Here is a 1,832-nt window from a genome sequence, read left to right as displayed (position 1 = left end):
TTCAGCGTGATCTAGCGAGGAACCCCGGGCGTTCACGCCCGGGAGGAATCGCTTCTCTGGATAGGGGTGACCCGCACGAGTGCACGGGTCGGCTCTGTTTGCCTCAGCCGGGTCGTTTCTGGTTGTCGATGTACTCCTTGATGATCGCGAGGGGTGCGCCGCCGCAGGACGCGGCGAAGTAGGAGGGGGACCAGAAGTGGTCACCCCACAGGTATTTGCGGATGTGTCCGGGGAATTCCTGGCGGAGCCGGCGGGCGGAGACGCCTTTGAGGGAGCCGACGAGCCGGGACAGGGCGATCTTGGGCGGGTAGTGCACGAGCAGGTGGACGTGATCGGTTTCGCCGTTGAACTCGACCAGTTCTGTTTCGAAGTCGGCGCACACGGCCCGCATGATCTCTTCGCAGCGCGTGAGGATCTCGTCGGTGAAGGGTCCACGCCGGTACTTCGGGGTGAAGACCAAGTGCGCATGGAGAGTGTAGACGACCGTTCTTCCCCTGCGGATGCTGGGATTTGGCTCCCATCGAGGTGACATAGGTCAATGATATGATCACCGGTGTGAAGCTGGTCGTGCAGGTGAAACTCGCGCCGGATGCCGTGCAGGCACCGGCGCTTGAGTCGACCCTGCACGCGGCGAACGAGGCGGCTTGCTGGGTGTCGGCTGTCTCCTTTGACCGCTTCGGCCTGAAGGGCTCGGTACGTGAGCTGCGCAAGCTGTGCTACGGCGAGCTGAAGGCCCGCGGGTTCGGAGCCCAGGCCGCACAGCACGTCATCAAACGAGTCGCGGACGCGTATACGACGCTGCGGGCGAACATCAAGGCCGGGAACCTCGGCCCGGAGGACTCCACGAGGCGCCATAAGGCCGAGTCGAAGCCGATCATGTTCCGCCCGGATGCCGCGCACACCTACGACGACCGTTGCCTGAGCTGGAACTACGACGCAAAGACCGTCTCGATATGGACCCTTCAAGGGCGCATCAAGAACGTCCGCTTCGTCTGCTCTGCGGGCACACTCAAACAACTCACCGGACAACGGCAGGGCGAGTCCGACCTGATCCAGCGGGACGGGAAGCTGTTCCTGGTCGCCACCATCGACATCGCAGAGCCTGAGGCTTTCGAGCCGAAGGGCTTCATCGGCGTCGACCGGGGCATCACCAACCTCGCCACCACATCCGACGGAGACAACCACTCCGGGCGCCGTCTCGGACGGTACCGGCGCTGGCAGGCCAGCAAGAAGGCCGAACTCCAGGCCAAACAGACCCACAGCGCGAAACAGCTCCTGAAGAAGCGCGCCCGCCGCGAGGCAAGGCACGCCACCCACATCAACCACAAAATCTCCAAGACTGTCGTTGCTGTCGCCCAACGCACCGAACGCGGTATCGCCCTCGAAGAACTGAGGGGCATCCGCGAGCGGGTCACGGTTCCGCGCGACCAGCGAGCACGCCAGTCCTCCTGGCCCTTCCACCAGCTCGGCGCGTTCATCGCCTACAAGGCCAAGCGCGCCGGCGTCCCGTTCATCGAGGTGGACCCGGCCTACACCTCGCAGCGCTGCCCGCGCTGCGGCCACACCGAGCGCGCCAACCGGCGCACCCGGGACCACTTCCACTGTCGTCGGTGCGGCCTCGCTGGGCCAGCCGACCACGTCGCCGGGGCCAACATCGCCAAACGCGGGGCCACGGCGTGGGTATTCGTCAACATGCCCGATCCTCTCCCCGCCTAGCGGGGAGAGGCAGATGTGACCCGTGACCGCCCTGTCGTAGGGGGCAGTCGGGAGCATAAACGGAGCCGTCACGATCCGAGTCAGCAAGCTCGGTCGTTCATGGCCGAGTAGTTGAC

2 protein-coding genes are annotated in these 1,832 nt (G+C 65.0%); one reads left to right on the top strand and one right to left on the bottom strand.

Annotated elements, in window-relative coordinates; translation table 11 throughout:
- Nucleotides 1-103: 103 nt before the first annotated feature.
- Nucleotides 104-532 carry an IS200/IS605 family transposase gene (gene tnpA / locus SRB17_RS45195; RefSeq protein ID WP_153548056.1) on the bottom strand — a complete coding sequence of 143 codons (429 nt, stop codon included), beginning with the start codon at nucleotides 530-532 and terminating at the stop codon, nucleotides 104-106.
- 11 nt (nucleotides 533-543) lie between these two features.
- Here tnpA and SRB17_RS45190 point away from each other — a divergent pair, with 11 nt between their 5' ends.
- Entirely contained in the window at nucleotides 544-1,716 is a 1,173-nt protein-coding gene (locus SRB17_RS45190; RefSeq protein WP_153548054.1) for an RNA-guided endonuclease InsQ/TnpB family protein, read from the top strand.
- The last annotated feature ends 116 nt before the right edge of the window (nucleotides 1,717-1,832 follow it).

It is taken from the genome of Streptomyces sp. RB17 (assembly GCF_009604455.1).
Lineage (GTDB): Bacteria > Actinomycetota > Actinomycetes > Streptomycetales > Streptomycetaceae > Streptomyces.
The sequence above is the reverse complement of the archived record's forward strand: the minus strand, read 5'-3'. Positions and strand labels throughout refer to the sequence as shown.